We start from the raw sequence: 19,206 nt of genomic DNA, 5'->3' as shown, positions 1-19,206 counted from the left end.
AAAATGCAAACATTTTCCACGTTATCACTATAAAGAAAAAACTCACCATATTTCAGGTGAGTCTATAAGTTATATTCTCTTTAGTAATTCTACTAAGAATTTGTAGTTGTTTTCAACTGATTTGATGTGGACTTTTTCTGCTGGAGAGTGAGCTCCGTGAATTTCTGGCCCAAATGAAATCATTTCTACATCTGGGAGTGTTCCCTTTAGCAGACCACATTCTAATCCACCGTGGGTTGTGGCAATTATCATCTCATCACCGTGTAGGTCCTTCCAAATGTCATTTGAAAGTTCTATTAGCGGAGTATCTTCTCTTTGCCAGCCTGGATATTCGCTCTTAATTTCAGCAGATCCACCATAGTTTTCTACTATCTTCATAACTTTCTCTGCAATAGAATGTTTGGCAGAATCAAATTGAGATCTTACCATGCAAGAAAGTCTGATTTCTTTGTCATCTTCTTCTAGGATTCCAATGTTTGATGAAGTTATAGTTTCACCCTCATGTCTTTTTACTAAACCATTTGGTAGGGTAAATAGGCAGTCGATAAACCTTTTTGATAAGTCTTTGCTGAGAACATCCCCATCAAAACTTGCCTCTTCTACTGTGATTGTTCCCTTTGGATCTGTGTCTTTGGATTCGTTTAGGATTTCATCTTTTCTTTGGTTTATAATATCAATCGCTTCTGCCCTATCAGCAACAGAAACAATTGCATAGGCATTTGAAGCTATAGCATTTCTCTTTACTCCACCGGAAAGCTCGGCAATTTGAAGTCCATCTATGTCAAGAAGTAGACGAGATAGGGCTTTGATTGCATTGAGGCGAGCCTTGTGGATTTCCATACCTGAGTGGCCACCCTCAAATCCTCCTAGACTTACTTTTATGAAGTCACCACTAGCTTTTTCGTATTCTTTGGCAAAAGATATTGGTAGATCAAGACCACCAGCACAACCAATTGTGATATATCCCTCTTCTTCGGAGTCGATATTTAGAAGATATTTGGCCTTTATATCTGATGTATCAAGAGCTTGGGCACCAAGCATAGAAGTTTCTTCTTCTGTTGTGATTATCGCTTCAAGAGCTGGGTGATCAAGGCTTTCATCATCTAGGATAGCTAGGATATAAGCAACTCCCATACCATCGTCAGCTCCTAGGGTTGTTCTATCAGCTGTCACCCAATCACCATCAATTAATAATTTGATAGGGTCTGTGTCAAAATTGTGGTCAGAATCATCTTCTTTTACACAAACCATATCCATATGAGCTTGAAGGGCAACAATTGGCTTATCTTCAAAGCCTTTTGATGCAGCTTTTCTTATCACTACATTCTTTGCCTCATCTTGGCGCACTTGTAAGTTTCTTTCTTTGGCAAAATTTACTAAATAATTTGAAACAGCCTCTTCATCACCTGAACATCTTGGGATTTGGCTAATTTCGCTGAAAAATTTCCACACTTCTTTAGGGTTTAATTCTTTAATTTCCATTTACTTCTCCTTTTTATACTAAGTCCTAGATTACTAATACCCAATTTTATTTCTAAGTTTTTTAATTGTTAAGATAAGTTTGATTGACCTTAGGCCAAAGGCATTTGTTTTCTTTGTAATAATTGACTTATTAGCTTCATAAATCTCCCTGATCTCTTTCTTATCATAGCCAAGGTCAAGGCCTGTCATAAGCTTATTTACAATATTTGCCACAAGTTTGTGATTTACGGCAGCTTTTTCTCTTGGGCTTAGATTTAGCTTTTGATCATTTATTAGCCTATTAGAAAAATCTATGTCAGCTTTGATCTTATCTAAAGAAAAGGTCGACAAGGTCGGTCTATCGCTATCAATCCTATAGTAGGTCAAATATTCTGGGACTATTTCTATTTTCCTTGAATATTTTATGACACGAGTCATAAATTCTATATCTTCACCATAGGAAGAAGATTCATCAAAACGAATATTATTATCAAAAATCACTTCTCTTTTTATTAAAAAACTGCTGATATGAAGTTTATTTTTGCTGATTAGATAATCTACTAGAAAATCCTTCTTGCTAAAGGCACTTTTCATAGGCACAATCTTTTTATCATATAACTTGTAATAGCCACATGTGCAAGCATCTGCATTTGTAGCTTCAATTTGCCCATACATTTTTGGCAAAAAATCTTTATGATAAAGGTCATCCGCATCCAAAAAACATATATAGGGGCTGGCAGATCTTTCTATGGCAAAATTTCTAGCGGCAGACACTCCACCATTTTCTTTTTTATAATATGAAATATTACCATATTTTTCTCTCAAATTAAAGATTAGCGATTCTGTCCCGTCAATAGAACCATCATCAACAAGGATAATATTAATATCGGCAAAATTATTGTCTTCTATTGATTTTATAGTTTGACCTATAAAATTCTCCCCATTGTAAACCGGGATTATAATATCTATCTTGGCCATAGCCTTACCTCTTATGTATTTTATATTTATTATTTTATATTTATGATAAGTTTTGTCAATTTAAGATTAATTGATTTTATTTCCAAATTATCTTTAAATAAATAAAAAACTTTTTACAATTATTAAAAGTATGATATAATATGTTTTAACATAAGTGATACAGAGGATTAATTTATGAGAAGAAAGAAAAGAAAATTTGGTTTTTTTAGGACTATAATATTTTTAGCCTTTATAGTTGTAGTCTATAATTTTTTAAGAACTAGATACAATGAAACTAAATATTATGTCGATTCTCCCTTGGATTCCATAAGTGAAATTTTTAGCCATACTTTTAAAAATGCTGATTACAAGACTGATAACAAAAGAGCCTTAAAAATGAATTTACAAAAAGAAGCTGACAGTGGAAACGACAAGGCAAGATGGATTGTGGATAATTTTGATTATTTAGATGATAACTTGATATATCTAGCAGGAAATGATTCTGATGCCATTGACTTTGCTTATAATTATTCAAATAATATTACAGATTTTGAGCATTACCAAGGAGTATCTGTAGACTATGGCAGGAGAACACCTTATTTTCTCCAGTGGGACAATAGATGGGCATACGACTACTTGGGCGGATCTGTAATAGGCCTTGCCGGCTGTGGGCCAACATCTATGGCCATGGTTTTAGCAAGATTAGAGAACGATACTTCCATAGATCCGGGAAAGATTGGAATTGATGCCCAAAATTATATGACTGATGATGGTATAGCCTGGAAGTTTTTCAGTGATGAAGCAAATAGATATGGGTATACTGCCTACGATATTTCTAATGATGAGAGTTCAATGATTGATGCCTTAGAAAATGGTCCACTTATAGTTTCGGTAAACAAGGGGATATTTACTCTCTTTGGCCATATTCTTGTGATCGATTCCTACCAGGACGGCAAATTTGTCATAAACGATCCCAATAGTATGAAAAAAAGCGAAAAATCTTGGTCCTATGATGAAATCAAAGATCAAATAGCCCATATTTGGCTAATAAATTAAAAACAAGCTAGGATTTTTTCTTAGCTTGTTTTTAAAATCGAATTCTTTTCTTCAATCACTTTTGTAATATTATACAAATAATCTCTCAAGTTTCTAGGATTCCTGTATTTCACCCCATTTGTAAGCTTGGAGTTTGCATTCATACCTAGGCCAACTATATTTTCTAGCTCTTCATTTATGGCAATATTATAGTGTTGAGCTTTATTATTTTTTTGATAGCCCACATTTTCAAGATTGGATATGATATTTTTTTGGCGGTAGAGGTAGTAGGGCTTGTAGGAGTTTTTATCTGTGAAGTTTTTTATGGCTTCACTTATGATTAGGGCATCTTTTACAGATCCCATCTTATTGTTTTCCCTATACTTGGAGCCTACCTTGCTGGCTAGAGCGTGGAAGGTTATATTGTCTGGTCCAAGTTTTTCTAGGATTTGGAAATTTTTGGCAAAAGATTCTGCATCCTCACCCACAAGACCAACTATAAAGTCCATATTTATGACAAAGCCTAGGTCCAAGGCTTTTTCATACATTTTTAGAAAGTGGTCAAAATCATAAGACCTACCGACAGCTCTTACCACCCTTTCATTGAAAGTTTGTGGATTTAGAGAAATTCCTGTCACTCCATAATCCTTGAGCAATTCAAGTTTTTCCTCATCTAGGGTATCTTCTCTGCCCGCTTCAAAAATATATTCAAAAGATGAGAACCTCTCATTTACCTTAGCCAAGAGTCTTTCTAGGTCCTTGTGGGAAAGGTATGATGGGGTTCCACCTCCTATATATATGGAAGCCAAATGCCTTGGCAAAGCTATCATATCAAGCTCTTGGCAGAGAGCATCGATGTAGGAAGCCCTATCGTGGTGAGCTCCAACCAAAGTTGGATAGGAACAGTAAGAACACCTCGTCGGACAAAAGGGGATATTGATATAAAGATTATAGTTATTTTTATCAAAGGATAATTTATCCTGCTCATTTTTCACATCTATAAGCAAGCCTAACTTATCATCTGAGATAAAATATTTTTCTTTTAATTCGTCGAGACTGTATTTTTGCAAGAGCTTGGATGGCTTAGATCCTGTAAGCATCCCCCAGGGCGATTCATATCCAGTTTCATTTACTAATATGCTATACAAAGTAGCCTTAAGGTCATAGTTATTATTATAAGTATAGGATGAGTCTTTAAAAATAATCTTATCTTCAAGGATTTTTATATCCCCATCTTCTCCAAATTCTATTTCACTAGCTTCATAGAAAATATTTAAAATATCGTATACAATTTTTCTCTTGTTTTCATCAAATAAGTTAATTTTCATGGGAATATTGTACCACTTATCGGCAAAAACCTACCAGTTATCGGCAAATCATTGACTGATTTTTTATCTCTTATAAAATATTAGTAAGGAGTAAGCAAATGAAAGTCGAGATAGTAGTTGATAAAAACTTAAAAGAAAAAGAAATTATAATCAAAACTCCAGAAATAGACCAGGAAAGCCTTGATATAAAAGAAAAAATCTTGGCAAATGAAATGGAAGTCCTGTCGGGCATCTATGACGATAAGCTTGAGATCATAAGTCCAGATGACATCATAAGGATTTATGCCAAGGACAAGAAAGTATACACAGTCACAGACGAAAAGACTTATCTTATGAAGCTTCCACTTTACAAGATTGAAGATTACTTGGGTTACAAAAATTTTGTGAGGATTTCTAATTCGGAGATTATAAATTTGGATAAGACCAAGAATTTTGATTTTAAGTACCTAGGGACCATAAGCTGCACGATGGTAAATGGTGATATTTGCTTTGTATCCCGCAGGGCAATGAAAAAAGTAAGAGAAATACTTGGAGTCTAGGAGGATATATGTACGATTACGAAAAAGCATCAGAAGATAAAAAGTTTAAAATAAAAGACTACATACTTTTCCCATTTGCAGGACTCGGGCTAATATTTTTCCTATCAATTATATTTCTAGATAAAGAAAGCCTTGAATACTCATTTGTAGCACCAGCCTTTATGGCAGGGAAAACTATTAAAGAAGCATATTTATTTCAATCACTCATAATACTAGGAACTTTTTTAATAGTTGGACTCTTGTATTCACAAGTCATAATAAGGCTAGAAAAAAACGAAAAAATCCCTCTAGCCCTAGTAGATCTGATATTTCTTATATTATGTGTCCTTCCTATTTTTATAATAGTTTACACCTTAGGAATAGGACAAGCACTAAGTTCTGACACCAAAAGAAAAGCTATTACAATAATACTAACAACGGTAGTTTTAAGAATCAGAGAAATATATAGACAAATTAAGATAAACAAAAAAATTAACCAAAGACTTAAAAAAACTGGCAATAAGTCCTAAACAGGGCTTAAAGCCAGTTTTTCTTATTTATTTTTTCAAAAATTCAAAGGCCCAGGCCTTGTCGACTTTTTCAACCTTGGACTCATCAAATAGACCCTTGTATTGGTCAACTATTCTGTCATATACAGGTCTTACAAAGCCTAGGGTGTACTCCTGGCCACTTGTAGTTCTTAGCAAAAATGTATCTTGATCTATTAGCCTAAATGACTCTAGGTCATCGTGGTTAAATTCTAATTCATCACTTTCTAATAGCATATATTTTAGAATTTCTACTGCCTTATCAGACAAGTAATTTTCAAAAATTACAATCTTTTCACGAACTTCTTCTATATCCGTGGTCATTCTTGTAAGATATTTCTCTTGTTCATCCTTGTGGAACTTATCAAGCATAGCAAGACTTGAAACAAAGGCAAGCCTATTTTTTACATCGGTAAATTTAGGATCATTTACTATCATAAACTTAGTTTCTTCGTCTGTGTAGACAAATCGGTAGTTTAATATAAATTCGTGCTTGCAATTAGGGCAAGTCACTTTACCAAATTCATTTGTGAGTATGGCCTTCCTATCATCTGTAAATGCTGCTGTATTTAGGTCTTTTTCAAAAGAATGCCCACATGATGGACAGGTTATTCCAAAAGTTTTTTCTCTAGTCTGCATAATATCCACCTTAAAACTCTATGGTGTTAATCTTTAGTTCAGGGTCGGCTTTTTTGACAAGTTCTCCATCTAGGATGTCTACAAATAGCTCAACTGCCAAAGAACAAATGCCTTCTCCTAGGTGGCCGCCTATTATAGAAAAGTCTTCTCTACCACAAGTGATGTGAGCATGAACCATTGGCTCTCCCTCAAATCTTGTGACATTTCCAACAAGACTTGTAATTTCCATATCTTCACTGAAGGTTTCCCAAGCATATTCGCTATCTCCTGGGTGAAGCAGGCCGAGTTTTATCTCATTTGCAGCTCCTATTCCTGCAAAATGGCAAGCCTTGATATCTTCTTCTCTTACCATTTTTTCAATTGATTCAATAATTTTGTCGCCTTTTTTTAGTCTAAGTACAATTTTATTTCCAAATTTTTTATAGTCCATAATACACCTCTTAACTTGTTTTTACCCAAATAGCAAGATGATTATTCAAATTTGATGGCTTTTAACAATGGTATTGTAAGAATTGAGGCAAATATTACAGAAATCACACCATTGGTAAAGGAAACTCCAGCTTTTTGTACAATTTCAACCATGCTAGCTTGGCGTGTTAATCCTAGGATGTAAACATTCTTTATATAAGATTTGCCAAGATATAGAATAATGTATGTAAGTTGACCAAGTATAGATGCCAATACTATGCGAGATTTTTTAGTATCAACTTCCTTATCTTTTTTATAGAAAAACCAACCTGCTACGGCAGCCAATAAAAATTTATTTAAAAATGTTGTTGGTGCTGATGTAAAATAAATAGGATCAAATAGGTCAAAAAGTGCTGACCCAAGACCTGCAGCAAGTCCCCCAAATCCTGGACCTAGAATAAGGCCTGATAAAAGGCAAAATACATTGCCCAAGTGAAAACGAGTGTTGCCAAAAGGTGTTACAAATGGAATTTGCAAGTAATTTGATACAAAAACCAAAGCTGTAAAAAGTCCTATGTAGGCAAGTTTTTTTGTAGTTAAATTTTTCATACTAATCCCTCCCTGACTTATAGTATACCACATAGAATATAGTAAAATAATATATTGAGGTGATTAAATGAGTGAAAATTTAGGTCCAATACATTATATGATGTATGACAAAATTAAATTTCAAGATGAAATAACAGCTTACTTGCTAGATAATGACACAAGTGAAGTTGATAAAATAGCCAATGCCGTTTCAAAAAACCCACTGGAAGAATTAATCGACCAGGACAATATCCACGGCTGGTTGGATTCAAAAATAGATGTAGTAGAAAAAAGATTAAATTATGCCCTAAAACATAGTAATAATCCAAAGGAAAAGATTTTTGAGTTTGGAAAGAAGATTGGTCAGGATAAAAATTTTGATGATTTTAACCAGATTTTTACTGACCTAAATATGTATCTACTTGATGGAATGCCTTGTGACAATGGCTTATCTGCCCAAGTTGATGAAATCGGGGACTTGTATTTGATTACAAATACCAACCTTCATACTAAGTATGAAAACGAAGATATAAATCCAGAAGATTCCCTGGATAATGTCTGCGAGGGTGGCCATGACCACGACCACCATGAGAACTTTGAAGTAAGTGAAAGAAATCAAATCAATTTAGAAAATAAATCAAAAAATGAAAAATCCACCTACTACGACTTTAGGTATGAATTTTTGAAAGGATATTTTTCAAATAGTCCATATGATGTCGAAATGGTAAATGGAGTTAACTTTAGGATTTTTAATAGATAAGGGGCTGTTGCAAATTGATAGATATCTATCGTTCCATAATTGGAGTGCACTCCCAGAAAGTTTGAGGTTTAGCCCGCCGGCTTAGGGAGGCGTTTAGCCCGTCGGCTGGTTGAGACCTTTCTGGGAGGGTGCTCGAATTATATAGGAACGATTTATCTATTTTGCAACAGTCCCTATCTATCCATAAATAATTTCTAATAAATCTTCGGCTAGTTCTATATTTAATTTTTGGACCCCAATCATATATATAAGTTTATCTCTCACTTTTTCAACTGTTTTTGGAGTATATGTCAACAAATATTCTACAACTTCTATTTGGCGTTTAGCCTCTTCTACAGATTCTTCCAATTATCTTTTAAATTCCATATCACGAGAAGCCGGGCTGTATTTTCTGTAGCTACATACGAGCTTGCTGTTGGTGTTAGAAGGCTGATTGATAGGGCAGTAAGTAATATTTTTTTGATATTCATATTTTTCTCCTTTTATAGCTGCAATAAATAGATTTTCTAATAAATATTCTCAAATTCACCAATTAGGGCATAGGATTTTCTAATTAGATAATAGGAATCATCCATGAGATCATAAAGCTTATCAACAACATTGGCTACTGTTTTAGGATAATTTTCTAGAATGTTTTCTAGGGCCTGGAGTTGGATTTCTGATTATTTTATGGATGATCTTAATTGAGCCTTTGTATCTTTTGATAGATCAGCTGCATTTGGATCACCGACATAATACTTGTAATTTCCAACATAACCTGTAACTTTTTGAGAACCTGCAAGGTCATGACCATCTACCATTACCCCATAAGTTTTTCCATTTTTTGAATTTTTAACTTTTGCAAAGCCAACTTGAGTTACTAATGGGTGGAGGATATTGTGAAGGTTTTTGTTATCCTCAGATAAGTCTCCTTTTAATTCTAATAATAAGTCATACTCTGATTTACGGTCTAGCACTTCATACTTATCTATAGACCACATGTATATGGCTCTTTGACCAGTCAAATCTCCCCTTAACCATACACTATATTCTCTGGAATCATCTCCAAATAGGTTAATCACCATTTCTTCAGGATCTTCCCCATCTGTCCTATAAAATGAGTCATCAGTTAAGTAGATCTCATAGGCTCTTTGAATAGCGTACTTTTCTAGCTCACTATTCCATTTAATAGCATTTATATATTCGCTTTTTGTATTGTAGCCAAATCTTTTGGCTATTTCTATAATCCTTGTTTTTTCTACATCTTCTGGGCTTGAGGCATAATAAACATTCTCATCCCAGATATCAGATCTGATTTCTTTGATAGTATCTAGAATTTCTCTTTTAAGATTTTCATCTTGTTTAAGATAGATTGTATCTTCCCTGTAGGCAGAATCACTTGAATGTAGCTATATGAGCTGCTAAAGACACTTGAACTTTCATAGGACACATTGTTCAAATTTTTAAATATGCTTAGTCCAAGACATATAAGAGTTAGACTTAGAAGCATGCCAATTTTTTTATTTTTTTCATATTAAACTCTTGTGTATATGTATTCACTATTTATATAACTGCTTTAAATAAAAAGTATGATTTATAAAGAAATTTTTACATTTAAAAACCAGCTATCATAGCTGGTCTGTCTTTATAAAGTTTCAAGCAATTCTTCTGCTGTCTTAATATATTCCTTGGTTTCTGCTAAAAGTCCGATGAGTTTATCCTTAACTTTTTCAATAGTTTTTGGATAGTTTTCTATGATATCTTCACAAGCATCGATTTGGATTTTGGCATTTTTTATAGATTCTTCTAGATTAGCCTTTATCTTTGCCCTATCTTCTAAGTTTTCTGTTTCATCTTCTGTAACTTCTCCAGATCCTTGAGTCTCTTCTGGAGTACTGTCTTCTTCAGGAATAATTTTCTCTACTTCCTCTCTAGGGCCACTTGAAGATCCATTGTTATTGCCCTTGAAATAATTTTCTCCAACTTGACCATTTTTGTTTCTATCAAGCATGAATGGATATAGCCAATCTCTACCTCTAACAATTGGTAGGCTGTATCTATTGGTCGCCAAAAGCTCATCAATTTTTAGCGGTGCCTTGTTATCAGCATTCATACTATCAAGCTCTGCTCTCTGATTATCTGTTAGTGCTAAATATGCATCTCTAGTCTTTGATGACCTATAAAAGGCAGAGTTCTTATTAATACCTGCCGCATATGACCTATCAATATTAGCCATTAGTCCAAGAAAGGCAAAGCTTAGAGCAAGGCCTGTCGCTGCGATTTTTTTATTAATTTTCATTTTTCCCCCTCAATCAATAAGGATTTTTTATCATTCACCATTTAAGAATTCTAATTATTGATGATTTACCCTTATTAAAACACTTTCTTTACAGATATTTTATAATAAACAATATTTTTTATCAATAAATATAGGGTGTTCTTTGTAAAATTAACAATAAAAAAGAGCTGCTAGATAACTAACAGCTCCCTTATGGTAAATATTATTGTTCCATCAAGGCTCTAAGTTCTTTTATAAGATCTTTACTTTCCTCGATTAGTCCTACTAATTTTCCCTTAACATTTTTAATTGTTTGTGGATAATTATTAATCAAATCTTCCGCAGCTTTTATTTGTATTTCAGCTTCTTGGATTGATTTTTCAATATTTTCTCTTACTTCATCTGAAATTCCTTCTTTGTTTGCTCCAGTGCTTAGGGTGTATTCGCCAACTATATTTGCTTGCTTTTCACTATTATTTGCTATATCTTTGGCAAATTCTGCTGTTGCAAAGGTCACTTTTTGATCAGGATCTTTCACCTCTGCAAATCCTACATACTTATATGCTGGATTTAATAGGTCGTGGAGACTGGCATTCCAATCTGTTTTTACACCATTTTCCTTTAATAAAATGTCATATTCGGACATATTATTTGCTTTTTCTATTTTTCCATATGACCATAAGCCAATTGGGTCTGTAATATTAGGATCTATTGTATCTGCTGAAAGGATTTCTTTATCTGAACTTATTCCATTTATTGTTGCTGTTTGAAAACTTGTCCCATCCACTCTTTGGCTACCTAGGCCTGTGTATGTTTGTTCAAAAGATCTTTGAATGGCAATCTTTTCCAAATCATTTGACCATTTTATACCGTCGATATATGCTTCTTTTGTCTCATAGCCATATTCTTTGGCAATATCTCGGATAGTGGCGCCTTTTTCGTTATCCGCTCCCATGGTATATGGTACATTGGATTCCCAGGACTTGTCACGGACTTCTCTTAGGTTCATTAGGAATTGTTGGTAGCGAAGATCGTTTGGATTTACTTGAACTTTCTTTTCTTTGTATGCCCCCTTTCCTTTGTCAACTCCTAGGTCAATTTTACTTTCATCTGCCTTGCTTTCGGCAAAACTTAAAGAAGGATTTGTCGCGCTATTAAAAGCTAGAAATGACAAGGCAAGTAGTGCTGCTGTCAATTTTTTGATGTTTTTCATAATTGTCTCCTTAAAGCTCATTAGCTTTGATAATTATTCTCAAAATCCTTTCCTTAGTAAATTACCCACTTATTTTACTTTTTAATCGTTTATATCATAGAAGCCTTTCTTGTATGAAGATAGGGCAAGCCTTATAGTTATAACGCTTATGACTACTAGTAAGATGCTTATTATTATCCAGCCAATATAAGGAGTATTAGCAAAAGCTTTACTCAATAATACATTTAATAGGGCTATTAAGCCTATAAATATCATTGATAAAAAGTAGTAAAGAAGCTCCTTGACCCCTCCCTTGGTGATTTCTTCAGGTTTGGTCCAGTTTGTCTTTATATTTTTGCTCCCAGTGTATAGAGCAAAACTATTTGCTAGTATTGAACCCAGACCCATCCCAACAAAGAGAAGAATTCCATTTATTATCCCAAATTTGACAGTGATGATAAATAGTATTGTAAGAATTAGGTTAAAGGCAAGACTTATCAAGCTAGCTGCAAGTAACCTGGCCCTAAAATGTTTTTTGTAATCTATAGGCAGACTTTGGAACAAATAGAAGCTCTTGTGCTCACGGGATAGGGCAGTATTGGCAAAGCCAGAGTTTGACCAAATCATTAGAGCTAACAAAAATCCTATGAGGAAAATCCAAAATCTTATTTCCGGGTCAGCAAAAGAAAAGTTGCTAACATCTTTTCTTATTTGTGAACCAGTTTTTGCACCCAGAGTTCCAAAAATAATAAACATAGGTATGGTTGATGCTAGGAAAACCACATTAGAAAATAGGGTTTTTACATCTCTTTTAAATATTGCTGAAACTTGGGACCCAGCTTTAAGATTAACCCTAGAAAGATTTTCTTCTCCCTTATTTTTATGGTTTTTAGAAGACTCTTTGCCAAGGCCATCATAGTAGTTTTTGTCTGCAAATTTATAAAGTCCATAGCCTATCAAGGCTGATGAGGCTAGAAATACCAAAGTATAGATTATATTATTAAGAAGATCTCCACCTACGGCCTTGCCAAAAAGTTTGGATGTGAAAAACACATTTGAAATGCCCTCTATTTGTTCAATAGCCATAGATATAGCTTGTCCGGTTTCTCTTGCAGAAGATCCATTGTCATTTAGCATAGGATAGGCATAAAATACTCCCAATATAGCAAAAAGTATTACATAACCAATAGTCTTTACAAGTTTCCTGTGACTGCCAACATTGGTAAATCTCATGAGGATTAAAATCAAAAATGTCAACAGGGCATAGGTCGTAAAAATCAGGCTAAAGAAATTTACCAAGGCAAATACCAATATCTTTATGGAAAAGCCTCTATTGATAAAGTAAATAATAAAAGTTATCAGCAAAAATAACAAATAATCTACAAATGAAAGTACATCTCCCAAAACCTTGCCAATAAAAAGCTCGCCTGGCTTTAAGGGTAGGGTCTTGTAAATACTTATTTTTTTGTCAGAAAATATATTGGATATGATTTGTGGCAGGTGAAAAACCAAAATAGTTAGGCTGACCATTATGCCAAAATAAGTAAAATACATGGTATCCCCATCAGGATTAGGAAGAAATATCTTGCCTACAACAAACATAATAAGATAGGAAAAATATGCCATGAATATATAACCGATTAATAGGGTTACTATCCTTAAAAAATGGTTTTTGGGCAAATTTGCAATTTTTTTGTTTTTAAAAAAAGGAAAGAATGATTCCCAGAAGGCATATCTTGCTATAGTTTTTATATTATTCATCAGTAAGCTCCAAGAATACTGCTTCTAGGTTTTCCTTGTGGTTGGATTGATTTTTGATCTCGTCAAAAGTTCCCAAGGCTATGATTTTGCCCTTATTAATGATGGCAATCCTGTCACAAAGTTCTTGGGCTACACTCATCACGTGGGTTGAAAAGAAAATAGATTTGCCATCTTTGGCCCTTTGCCTTAGGATATTTTTCAAATTGTAGGCGCTTTTGGCATCAAGGCCAACCATAGGTTCATCAAGAATTAATAAATCAGGATCATTGATAAGAGCCCCTATAAGAGCTAGTCTTTGGGCCATACCGTGAGAATATGTTTCTATTTGATCTCCCATAGCCATCCTTATATCAAAAAATTCCAAATAATAATCAAGTCGCTCCTTTCGCGTTTGCTCGTCTATTCCGTATATATCAGCCAAAAAATTTATGTACTCATAGCCAGAATAGTTTTCAAATAGTTCTGGGTTGTCAGGTACGTATGAGAATTGCTTCTTATAGGATATTGGGTCCTCATCCATAGTGAGCCCGCCCATGGTGATACTTCCACTAGTTATGGAATTGATACCAACAATAGATTTTATAGTAGTTGATTTACCTGCTCCATTTGGTCCTAGAAAACCAAATATTTCACCATTTCTTACATCAAAAGATATGTCATCAACAGCAATTTTGCCGTTGGAATAAGCTTTTGTAAAATTTTTTACTTCAATCATCTTCGCCTCCTTTAGCTAAATTGTATCATAGAGATAAATATATTTAAAATATGAATTATATAGTTTTAAAAATACAAGATTTAATTTCTTTCCAGTATAATAAATTTATCTAGTAAATTTAAGGACGGTGAAAATGAAAAATCATTTTGATGACAAAAGAAAACTAATATTTAGAATATTAGTTGATTCAATAATAGTCGGCATAGTCGCAGGTTTATTTTCAGTCCTCTATAGGTTTATTATTTCAAAGATGGATATCTATAGGGGCTATTTGTATGCTGATTCTAACATAAAATCTATATTAATATTATTAGCGATTGCAATTATATCTTCTTATGTGATCTATAAGCTATTAAAATGGGCACCTCTTTCTGGTGGAAGTGGTATTCCCCAAATCCGAGCAGAAATACTCGGCAAATTTCAAATGGAAGAAGTTCCTACTATCACCTCAAAAATCATAGGTGGAGGCCTGGGCAATCTCATGGGATTTTCACTCGGTCGTGAAGGTCCATCTATCCAGATAGGTGGAGCAAGTGCCAAGCTTGTTGGCAAGTTTCTTAAAAGAGAACCTGACGAAATAAAATATTTAATCACTGCAGGAGCTGCCGCAGGCCTTGCTGCAGCTTTCAACGCTCCTCTAGCGGGTTGCATATTCGCCATTGAGGAGCTGCACAAGTCTTATTCCAAATATGTTCTTTTGCCAGCCCTAATCGCATCAATTACAGCAAATTTCATATCCTTTGTCTTGATGGGACCAGAGACTGCTTTTTCCTTTGCAGTAGCTGAGTCTTTGCCAATGAAATTAATTTGGGTAGCAATACTTATAGGAATCCTAACAGGTATTATTGGAGTTTTTTATAATACTTTGATTGTAAAATTCCAAGATATGTTCAAAAAAATAAGCTCACCAATAGTAAAATACGGTCTATTGATGGCTGTTACAATCCTTATTGGCTTTACATTTTTTAAGGCTACTGGTGGTGGTCACGGACTTTTGGAAGAAATGTCCTTGAACAAATTTTCTGTTGTTTATATACTGATGATCCTATTAGCTAAGCTTTTTTATACAACTTTTTGCTACGGATCTGGGGTCCAAGGGGGTATTTTCTTGCCAGTCCTTGTCATAGGCGGCTGTTGTGGATCTTTGATATTTTCTATGCTAAGAAATGCTGTCCCTATAGATCAGTTTTATATAAATTTCCTCATATTAGGAATGAGTGGTATACTTGCATCTGTTGTAAGAAGCCCTATACTTTCAATAATCCTAGTATCAGAAATGACAAAGACCTTTGAACACCTCATAGCCCTTTCAATTGTTGTGATAGTCTCATACTACATAGCAGAAGCCTTCAAGGTGGCTCCAATCTATGACACACTTCTAGAAAGACAATTAAAGGACAAGAATTTACTAAGTCCAGTCGAAAGAGAACTTGGTAATTATTCTATTTTTGAATACACTATGACAGAAAATCTTGAAGTTGTTGGCAAAAGACTAAGAGAAATCGACTTTCCAAAACACGTCATCGTCCTATCTATAGAAAGAGATGGGCAGGAATTTATTCCAAATGCCGATGATTATATACAATCAGCTGACAAATTGACAGTCCTCGAAGATGCCACAGATGCCCTAGATATAGACAAATTTTTAAAATATGAATAAAAAAGCTCCTTACTCTTGGCTTTATCAAAACCAAAGTAAGGAGTTTTATTTTATTAATGATTCTTATTATAATTTTCCCTTATTTCAAAATCCGACCAGTTTACTACAATGGCCATAATTACTCCAACCATAGTGTCAAAGGTCCTATTAAAGGCGAATAGAAATGGCAAGTTGCCTTCGTTGCCGTGGTTTATAGTAATAGACAAAAATACTATGGCCATGATGGAAATAGCCTTAGGTTTGCCAGCCATAGCCATTACCCAAATAATGATTGATGCTAGTAAACTAATCAAAATAAGTTCCACTGCCCTTGGCAGATAATTTGCAGGCACTATCAAAAGATATAGCAAACCACACAAACCACCAAGCATGGTGCCAATCACCCTATTTATGCCAATCTCACGGGATCCTTCCACGTCAGACTTTAGGCAAATTATGGCAGCAATGGCACTATAAAAAGGCAAGCCCTCTCCTGGTCTAAAAGATGAAATCAGCATAGCAAGGGTTACAGCTATGAAGGTCTTAACTATTCTAAGGCCAGGTTTTTTAAATTTCACTTTAGGCTCCCCATGAGAAAGTCGTAGAAAGTATCCTCATTTACCCTAGTGACCCTATAGTTTTTCTTCCTTGTATCAGTCCTATAAAGACTTCCCTGCTCACCGTCAGAATCGTCAACATGAATTCCAAATCCAGATTCCTCAAAGATAAAGGCCTCTGGTATAAGCATCAAATACATCAAAAGATTGGCTTTAAGGAGTCTATAATTATCTTTCTTAAACTCATCTAAGATTATATCCAGATTCTTATCTTGACCTGACAATTTTTCTATCATATCATCAGAAAGACTAAACTGATTAGCTATTTCTATGGGTAATAAAAATAAGTCAATACTAGAATTTAAAATCTTATCAACAGATGCTGGGTCTTCTATAAAAGTTTCTGAAACTTCGCCATCACATTCCCCACCAAGGATAAAAATATGGGATATATAATCCTCTATCTCAGGGGCTTCCTCTATGGCCTTGGCAATATTTGTAAGACCTGCTGTAGCAATGATATCAAGTTTGCCACAATCACTGGCCTTATCAATTATATTTTCATAGGCAGGCAATTTTTCTATATAATCTTTAGTCGTAGTAAAAATTTCCTTATCCAAATTATGGTAGGTTAACAAGTCCTCTCCTGCTGCCACTGATAAGTATAGGCCATCATCAGTCATAAGGCCGACAATATTTTCAGCCGCAAGCTTTGTATTCATCATTCCAGATCCAGTAGACAAAGCCACAAGCTCAAAGTCATAGGACTTTGTAGCCATATAAGTCATCAAGGCCTCATCTGGAGCAAAATTTGTATCTATATATAAAAATGGTTTTTCGTAATCCATAATACCTCACTTTTTTCTACTATACTAAGATAAGGCATTTTTACCATAAAAACCATGCTTTATCAACCAAACTATTACTAGAACTATAGTTCCTTGTTTTCATAAATTTTGATAGAAGCAATTAAAGATATGACATTTAAAGCAAGAGCTACAAGTAAAATTACTAATCCCACATGATTTTTACCAATTACTAAATTCTCTTGCAAAAAGTTAATTACTAAATCTTCATTCTCCCACATATAATTCACAAATATAAAAATAAATATATATATAAACATGAAAACTATTCTAGCTGTTTGGTTTCCAAATTTATACATCAAAGGAATTTGTATTAATGGTATCAAGCTTGACGATAAAATTATAATTGGTATTAGTAGATTTATTGAAAATAAGTTAGGATTGTTTACCTTTAATCTTCCTAAAAGTCCTATTAATACTGCTATTCCAACAAATATCCATATAATAAGGTATCTGGACAATACAATTTTCCTTTTATCTATCCCCATCCCTACTATATACTTATCTGCATTTGATTTTATATCTACATCAAATAAACCATTTATAAGAGCTATTGGTATTAATATGAATAAACCCGTTGATAACATTAGAAGACCTTCTCTATATTCATAGCCTGCTATTAATACAATCAACATAGCTATAAGCACAAAGTATCTTTTTAGAGAAATCAAATCTTTATATATCAAGGCTTTCATTGTAGGCCTCCTTTATCATATATACCATAATGTCTTCGATACTAGGATTTTCCAGCTCAAGTCCATCTGGCATTTTTTCTCTTACCACCAAACATTCATGGCCAAATTTGTGTTTCCTGACTGCAACAATTGCATCTTTATCTAAGCTTTCATATTCTTCATCATTTAATGAAACAAGACCATAAATTTCTATTAGTCTATCTTTTTCCTCATTAAATAATAAATCTCCCTTATGAATAAAGGCTATGTAATCAGCTATTTTTTCTAAATCAGACAAAATATGAGAAGATATTAAAACTGTGTGATTCTCATCTTGGATAAAATCAAGTAGAATATCCAAAAAATCATCTCTTGCAACTGGATCAAGGCCACTAGTTGCCTCATCTAATATTAATAGTTCAGCCTTGTGAGATAAGGCCAAAGCAAAGGATAATTTCATTTTCATGCCACGAGAGAAAGATTTTATCGCTTGCTTTTCAGGCAAATTGAATCTATCCACTAAATCATAAAATATATCTTCTTGCCAAAAGTCCCTATAAAGCTTTTCATGAAATGTTTCTATTTCACCAATATCCATAGTATCGGGCAAATATAAATCATCGTAGACAAATCCAATTTTATATTTTTCTTCTTCACTAAGATCATTTATATCTTTGCCAAATACTTCAATTGTTCCTCTATCTTTCTTTAGGGCATTCAAGAGTAATTTTAATGTTGTTGATTTTCCTGCTCCATTTTCTCCAATAAGACCTGTTACAGTTCCCTTTTTGATATTTAGGTCTAACGGTCCTAACTTAAACCCAACAAATTCTTTTTCAACATTTTTTAGCTTGATTATATCATCCATCATCATCCTCCAATATATCAAATAAGGATACTATTTCCTCTTTTGAGATATCAGCAATCTTAGCTAAATCATTAATTTCTTTTACATATTCTTCTATCTTAATCATAATTTTTTCCCTAACAATCTTGGGATCTTGACTTTTGATAAAAGAACCCTTGCCTGGAACAGTGTTAATTAGTCCATCTTTTTCAAGCTCGTCATAGGCTCTTTTTGTAGTAATAACACTAACCTTAAGCTCTTTTGCCAAAAATCTTATAGAAGGCAGGGGTTCATTAATATCCAGCTCGTCATTTAAAATAGCATCTCTTATTTGGTTTTTGATTTGTAAATATATCGGATCTTTACTCGAGTACTTTATTTTTATATCCATATATCCTCCATCTGTATATAGTGTATATTAACATTTATAATCTGTCAATGCTTATTTTAAAACAA

23 protein-coding genes are annotated in these 19,206 nt (G+C 33.8%); 5 read left to right on the top strand and 18 right to left on the bottom strand.

Annotation, left to right across the window (positions count from 1 at the left end; genetic code table 11):
- Window positions 1-69 precede the first annotated feature (69 nt).
- A complete protein-coding gene (locus BN38_RS01715; protein WP_044565185.1) occupies window positions 70-1,482 on the bottom strand; it encodes an aminoacyl-histidine dipeptidase in 1,413 nt (470 codons plus the stop codon).
- A 33-nt stretch (window positions 1,483-1,515) separates the two neighbouring features.
- Window positions 1,516-2,439, bottom strand: a complete 924-nt coding sequence (locus BN38_RS01710) for a glycosyltransferase family 2 protein (RefSeq protein WP_049944418.1) — start codon at window positions 2,437-2,439, stop codon at window positions 1,516-1,518.
- 174 nt (window positions 2,440-2,613) lie between these two features.
- Between BN38_RS01710 and BN38_RS01705 the strand changes: the two genes are divergently transcribed.
- Window positions 2,614-3,474 (top strand): C39 family peptidase, encoded by an 861-nt coding sequence (locus tag BN38_RS01705; RefSeq protein ID WP_044565184.1) that lies wholly within the window; start codon window positions 2,614-2,616, stop codon window positions 3,472-3,474.
- Window positions 3,475-3,494: 20 nt separating this feature from the next.
- Here the strand turns inward: BN38_RS01705 and hemZ are convergent, their stop codons facing one another.
- Window positions 3,495-4,781, bottom strand: coding sequence for a coproporphyrinogen dehydrogenase HemZ (gene hemZ / locus BN38_RS01700; protein ID WP_044565182.1), 1,287 nt, complete (start codon window positions 4,779-4,781; stop codon window positions 3,495-3,497).
- A gap of 98 nt (window positions 4,782-4,879) precedes the next feature.
- Here hemZ and BN38_RS01695 point away from each other — a divergent pair, with 98 nt between their 5' ends.
- Both BN38_RS01695 and BN38_RS01690 read left to right on the top strand, forming a co-directional pair.
- Complete coding sequence (locus BN38_RS01695) at window positions 4,880-5,320, top strand: LytTR family DNA-binding domain-containing protein (RefSeq protein WP_044565181.1); 441 nt, start codon at window positions 4,880-4,882, stop codon at window positions 5,318-5,320.
- 8 nt (window positions 5,321-5,328) lie between these two features.
- The gene (locus tag BN38_RS01690) at window positions 5,329-5,829 is read left to right on the top strand and encodes a hypothetical protein (RefSeq protein ID WP_044565180.1); all 501 of its coding nucleotides are present in this window, start codon (window positions 5,329-5,331) and stop codon (window positions 5,827-5,829) included.
- Window positions 5,830-5,856: 27 nt separating this feature from the next.
- On the opposite strand, the gene BN38_RS01685 is transcribed toward BN38_RS01690, so the two are convergent.
- Genes BN38_RS01685 through BN38_RS01675 form a run of 3 tightly spaced genes read right to left on the bottom strand, consistent with a single transcriptional unit; the run spans window position 5,857 to window position 7,503 of the window.
- The gene (locus BN38_RS01685; protein ID WP_044565179.1) at window positions 5,857-6,486 is read right to left on the bottom strand and encodes a CpXC domain-containing protein; all 630 of its coding nucleotides are present in this window, start codon (window positions 6,484-6,486) and stop codon (window positions 5,857-5,859) included.
- Window positions 6,487-6,496: 10 nt separating this feature from the next.
- Entirely contained in the window at window positions 6,497-6,916 is a 420-nt protein-coding gene (locus tag BN38_RS01680) for a PPC domain-containing DNA-binding protein (RefSeq protein ID WP_044565178.1), read from the bottom strand.
- Window positions 6,917-6,957: 41 nt separating this feature from the next.
- Window positions 6,958-7,503 (bottom strand): ECF transporter S component, encoded by a 546-nt coding sequence (locus tag BN38_RS01675; RefSeq protein WP_044565177.1) that lies wholly within the window; start codon window positions 7,501-7,503, stop codon window positions 6,958-6,960.
- Window positions 7,504-7,570: 67 nt separating this feature from the next.
- On the opposite strand from BN38_RS01675, the gene BN38_RS01670 reads away from it, so the two are divergent.
- Window positions 7,571-8,242 carry a hypothetical protein gene (locus BN38_RS01670; RefSeq protein WP_044565176.1) on the top strand — a complete coding sequence of 224 codons (672 nt, stop codon included), beginning with the start codon at window positions 7,571-7,573 and terminating at the stop codon, window positions 8,240-8,242.
- A 177-nt stretch (window positions 8,243-8,419) separates the two neighbouring features.
- On the opposite strand, the gene BN38_RS11090 is transcribed toward BN38_RS01670, so the two are convergent.
- The 7 genes from BN38_RS11090 to BN38_RS01645 all read right to left on the bottom strand — a co-directional run bounded on the left by BN38_RS11090 (window position 8,420) and on the right by BN38_RS01645 (window position 14,167).
- Window positions 8,420-8,590 (bottom strand): hypothetical protein, encoded by a 171-nt coding sequence (locus BN38_RS11090; protein ID WP_154649910.1) that lies wholly within the window; start codon window positions 8,588-8,590, stop codon window positions 8,420-8,422.
- On the bottom strand, window positions 8,575-8,712 hold the full coding sequence (locus BN38_RS11085) for a hypothetical protein (protein ID WP_154649909.1): 138 nt from the start codon (window positions 8,710-8,712) through the stop codon (window positions 8,575-8,577). The genes BN38_RS11090 and BN38_RS11085 overlap by 16 nt, the downstream gene beginning before the upstream one ends.
- Window positions 8,713-8,904: 192 nt before the next feature.
- Entirely contained in the window at window positions 8,905-9,411 is a 507-nt protein-coding gene (locus BN38_RS11080; RefSeq protein ID WP_268257888.1) for a CAP domain-containing protein, read from the bottom strand.
- 455 nt (window positions 9,412-9,866) lie between these two features.
- A complete protein-coding gene (locus BN38_RS01660) occupies window positions 9,867-10,520 on the bottom strand; it encodes a hypothetical protein (RefSeq protein ID WP_044565174.1) in 654 nt (217 codons plus the stop codon).
- 202 nt (window positions 10,521-10,722) lie between these two features.
- Window positions 10,723-11,712 (bottom strand): hypothetical protein, encoded by a 990-nt coding sequence (locus BN38_RS01655; RefSeq protein WP_044565173.1) that lies wholly within the window; start codon window positions 11,710-11,712, stop codon window positions 10,723-10,725.
- Between the two features lie 81 nt (window positions 11,713-11,793).
- Window positions 11,794-13,452 carry a hypothetical protein gene (locus BN38_RS01650; protein WP_044565172.1) on the bottom strand — a complete coding sequence of 553 codons (1,659 nt, stop codon included), beginning with the start codon at window positions 13,450-13,452 and terminating at the stop codon, window positions 11,794-11,796.
- Window positions 13,445-14,167 carry an ABC transporter ATP-binding protein gene (locus tag BN38_RS01645; RefSeq protein WP_044565171.1) on the bottom strand — a complete coding sequence of 241 codons (723 nt, stop codon included), beginning with the start codon at window positions 14,165-14,167 and terminating at the stop codon, window positions 13,445-13,447. Before BN38_RS01645 ends, BN38_RS01650 begins: the two co-directional genes overlap by 8 nt.
- A 133-nt stretch (window positions 14,168-14,300) precedes the next feature.
- Between BN38_RS01645 and BN38_RS01640 the strand changes: the two genes are divergently transcribed.
- Window positions 14,301-15,827, top strand: coding sequence for a ClC family H(+)/Cl(-) exchange transporter (locus tag BN38_RS01640; RefSeq protein WP_044565170.1), 1,527 nt, complete (start codon window positions 14,301-14,303; stop codon window positions 15,825-15,827).
- A 53-nt stretch (window positions 15,828-15,880) separates the two neighbouring features.
- Here BN38_RS01640 and BN38_RS01635 read toward each other — a convergent pair whose 3' ends face one another.
- The 5 genes from BN38_RS01635 to BN38_RS01615 all read right to left on the bottom strand — a co-directional run bounded on the left by BN38_RS01635 (window position 15,881) and on the right by BN38_RS01615 (window position 19,141).
- A complete protein-coding gene (locus BN38_RS01635; RefSeq protein WP_044565169.1) occupies window positions 15,881-16,384 on the bottom strand; it encodes an FUSC family protein in 504 nt (167 codons plus the stop codon).
- Window positions 16,381-17,211: a nucleoside hydrolase gene (locus tag BN38_RS01630; protein ID WP_044565168.1), complete on the bottom strand. Its 831-nt coding sequence runs from the start codon at window positions 17,209-17,211 to the stop codon at window positions 16,381-16,383. Before BN38_RS01630 ends, BN38_RS01635 begins: the two co-directional genes overlap by 4 nt.
- Window positions 17,212-17,294: 83 nt before the next feature.
- Window positions 17,295-17,924 (bottom strand): ABC-2 transporter permease, encoded by a 630-nt coding sequence (locus tag BN38_RS01625; protein WP_044565166.1) that lies wholly within the window; start codon window positions 17,922-17,924, stop codon window positions 17,295-17,297.
- Entirely contained in the window at window positions 17,905-18,771 is an 867-nt protein-coding gene (locus BN38_RS01620; RefSeq protein ID WP_084593727.1) for an ABC transporter ATP-binding protein, read from the bottom strand. The genes BN38_RS01625 and BN38_RS01620 overlap by 20 nt, the downstream gene beginning before the upstream one ends.
- Window positions 18,764-19,141: a GntR family transcriptional regulator gene (locus tag BN38_RS01615; protein ID WP_044565164.1), complete on the bottom strand. Its 378-nt coding sequence runs from the start codon at window positions 19,139-19,141 to the stop codon at window positions 18,764-18,766. The genes BN38_RS01620 and BN38_RS01615 overlap by 8 nt, the downstream gene beginning before the upstream one ends.
- Window positions 19,142-19,206 lie beyond the last annotated feature (65 nt).

Origin of the sequence: Anaerococcus provencensis, assembly GCF_000312365.2 — a bacterium.
Taxonomy (GTDB): domain Bacteria; phylum Bacillota; class Clostridia; order Tissierellales; family Peptoniphilaceae; genus Anaerococcus; species Anaerococcus provencensis.
Note: the sequence above shows the minus strand (reverse complement) of the source record. Positions and strands in the feature narration are given on the sequence as shown.

Excerpts from the sequence above, each read along its gene's own strand:
- BN38_RS01710 (WP_049944418.1), bottom strand. The coding sequence starts at position 2,439 with ATGGCCAAGATAGATATTATAATCCCGGTTTACAATGGGGAGAATTTT.
- BN38_RS01685 (WP_044565179.1), bottom strand. The coding sequence starts at position 6,486 with ATGCAGACTAGAGAAAAAACTTTTGGAATAACCTGTCCATCATGTGGG.
- BN38_RS01650 (WP_044565172.1), bottom strand. The coding sequence starts at position 13,452 with ATGAATAATATAAAAACTATAGCAAGATATGCCTTCTGGGAATCATTC.
- BN38_RS01615 (WP_044565164.1), bottom strand. The coding sequence starts at position 19,141 with ATGGATATAAAAATAAAGTACTCGAGTAAAGATCCGATATATTTACAA.
- BN38_RS01640 (WP_044565170.1), top strand. The coding sequence starts at position 14,301 with ATGAAAAATCATTTTGATGACAAAAGAAAACTAATATTTAGAATATTA.
- BN38_RS01655 (WP_044565173.1), bottom strand. The coding sequence starts at position 11,712 with ATGAAAAACATCAAAAAATTGACAGCAGCACTACTTGCCTTGTCATTT.
- BN38_RS01670 (WP_044565176.1), top strand. The coding sequence starts at position 7,571 with ATGAGTGAAAATTTAGGTCCAATACATTATATGATGTATGACAAAATT.
- BN38_RS01630 (WP_044565168.1), bottom strand. The coding sequence starts at position 17,211 with ATGGATTACGAAAAACCATTTTTATATATAGATACAAATTTTGCTCCA.
- BN38_RS01625 (WP_044565166.1), bottom strand. The coding sequence starts at position 17,924 with ATGAAAGCCTTGATATATAAAGATTTGATTTCTCTAAAAAGATACTTT.
- BN38_RS01705 (WP_044565184.1), top strand. The coding sequence starts at position 2,614 with ATGAGAAGAAAGAAAAGAAAATTTGGTTTTTTTAGGACTATAATATTT.
- hemZ (WP_044565182.1), bottom strand. The coding sequence starts at position 4,781 with ATGAAAATTAACTTATTTGATGAAAACAAGAGAAAAATTGTATACGAT.
- BN38_RS01660 (WP_044565174.1), bottom strand. The coding sequence starts at position 10,520 with ATGAAAATTAATAAAAAAATCGCAGCGACAGGCCTTGCTCTAAGCTTT.
- BN38_RS01715 (WP_044565185.1), bottom strand. The coding sequence starts at position 1,482 with ATGGAAATTAAAGAATTAAACCCTAAAGAAGTGTGGAAATTTTTCAGC.
- BN38_RS01645 (WP_044565171.1), bottom strand. The coding sequence starts at position 14,167 with ATGATTGAAGTAAAAAATTTTACAAAAGCTTATTCCAACGGCAAAATT.
- BN38_RS01695 (WP_044565181.1), top strand. The coding sequence starts at position 4,880 with ATGAAAGTCGAGATAGTAGTTGATAAAAACTTAAAAGAAAAAGAAATT.
- BN38_RS01680 (WP_044565178.1), bottom strand. The coding sequence starts at position 6,916 with ATGGACTATAAAAAATTTGGAAATAAAATTGTACTTAGACTAAAAAAA.
- BN38_RS01675 (WP_044565177.1), bottom strand. The coding sequence starts at position 7,503 with ATGAAAAATTTAACTACAAAAAAACTTGCCTACATAGGACTTTTTACA.
- BN38_RS01690 (WP_044565180.1), top strand. The coding sequence starts at position 5,329 with ATGTACGATTACGAAAAAGCATCAGAAGATAAAAAGTTTAAAATAAAA.
- BN38_RS11085 (WP_154649909.1), bottom strand. The coding sequence starts at position 8,712 with ATGAATATCAAAAAAATATTACTTACTGCCCTATCAATCAGCCTTCTA.
- BN38_RS01620 (WP_084593727.1), bottom strand. The coding sequence starts at position 18,771 with ATGGATGATATAATCAAGCTAAAAAATGTTGAAAAAGAATTTGTTGGG.